Source organism: Dictyobacter arantiisoli (assembly GCF_008326305.1).
Lineage (GTDB): Bacteria > Chloroflexota > Ktedonobacteria > Ktedonobacterales > Ktedonobacteraceae > Dictyobacter > Dictyobacter arantiisoli.
Map to the genome: position 1 here is coordinate 1 of NZ_BIXY01000223.1, position 1,646 is coordinate 1,646.

Below are 1,646 nucleotides of genomic sequence, written 5' to 3' on the forward strand. Positions count from 1 at the left end.
GGGTGCCCCTCAGATTTTCGCAAAGAGATATTCAGGTCAAAAAAAAGATGGTAGAATGAAGCCAACGAAAACGAGAAGAGAAAGTGGCTCAATCAATGAATGAAGAAGAGTGGTTGCAAAAAAGCCAACAAATTCTCAGCGATGTGAAGGAATGGCGGCAAGTGCACAAGAAAGCGACTTTTGTTGAGATTGAGGAGGAAGTGCACAGGAGGATGGTGCAGTTAGAGGCTCAATTGTTGCAAAGTGCAGCAGAAGAGAGCGAGAGCCGAGAGTGGGGAAGAGGATCAGATCACGAAGCACCAGAGTGTCCACGCTGTCACGTTGCGCTTTCAGCAAAGGGAAAGAAAACACGCGCCTTACAAGGAAATGGCGGAGCAACAGTGAGTTTGACGAGAACCTATGGAAACTGCCCGAAGTGTGGGCAGAGTTTTTTTCCCTCTTGATGAAGAGTTAGCGCTGCTGCCTGGCAATCTGGCACCGGGACAACAAGATCATGTGGTTCACCTTGCGAGTTGGATGCCCTTCAAGAAAGCCGCATCGATGATGGGAAGACTCTTGGGTGTGCAGATAAGTGAAGAAACGGTACGCAGACTCACAGAGCAGATGGGAAGTGCTCTCGAACAGGCTCAAACGCAAGAGGCTCAAGCACCATTTCAAGAAGCAGGTGCGACCGTGTGCATTCCAGAAAAGAGAGCATTCAGTGCGGATGGGGCGATGGTTGGATTGGTTCATGGAGAATGGGCAGAGGTTCGCACACTGGTCATTGGAGAGGTCAAAGAGCAGACAAGCGCGAAAAAGAAGCGATGTAAGCAGGAGCCTCGGGTGGTGGACGTGTCTTCTTTTTCGCGCTTGGTGGATGCAGAGACCTTTTGCCAGCTTGCCGAAGTGGAGATGCGCCGAAGGCATGTTCTTGAGGCAAAAGAGGTCTGTGCCGTGATGGATGGGGCGGATTGGCTCCAAGAATTTATCGATGTGCATCGTGAAGATGCTACACGTATTCTCGATTTTCCCCATGCCGCCGAGCACGTGACCTGCTTGTTAGAAGCGCTCGTGAAGGCAGGCTACACGTTTCCTGCTCAGATGCTTGAGCGCAGTTTGTCCATTCTCAAACAACGTGGTCCCAGCTTTCTGCTTTCACGTATAGATCGTCTCCCGTCATCTCTCTTGCAGCAGAATGGGATACGTGAACATGTTGGGTATCTGCGCAAACGAGAAGCATTGATGCAGTACCCGACGTTTCTCAAGCGAGGGTTGCCGATTGGTTCTGGCATGGTCGAAAGTGCGAATAAACTGGTCGTAGAAGCACGTCTCAAGGGTGCTGGGATGCGCTGGGAACGAAAAAACGTCAACAAGATGTTACCCTTACGCAATGGAGTGTGCAATGATCGATGGCAAGCGACGTGGCAAGAAGCAGGTGCAGCCGTTCGCCAGCAACAGAAACAGCAGCGAGAACGGCGCCGGAAGCAGCGAGAGGAGGCAAAACTTCTGACGTGTGATCCTCGCTTGCTTGAATCACCTCCCCTGCCACCCAAGGCCGAGCCTGCACCACCACGCCTCCCCGCCGCTCCTCCTGCTACGCTACCTGGTTCCTCTCGTCCTTCTGCTCACCACCCCTGGAAGCGATCTTTCCTACCGAGTTGAGTTCG

Annotated in this window: 1 protein-coding gene; it reads left to right on the top strand. The window is 52.3% G+C overall.

The window, feature by feature from the left end:
* Positions 1–417 precede the first annotated feature (417 nt).
* Positions 418–1,641: a UPF0236 family transposase-like protein gene (locus tag F1593_RS27925; protein ID WP_172632531.1), complete on the top strand. Its 1,224-nt coding sequence runs from the start codon at positions 418–420 to the stop codon at positions 1,639–1,641.
* Positions 1,642–1,646: the final 5 nt, after the last annotated feature.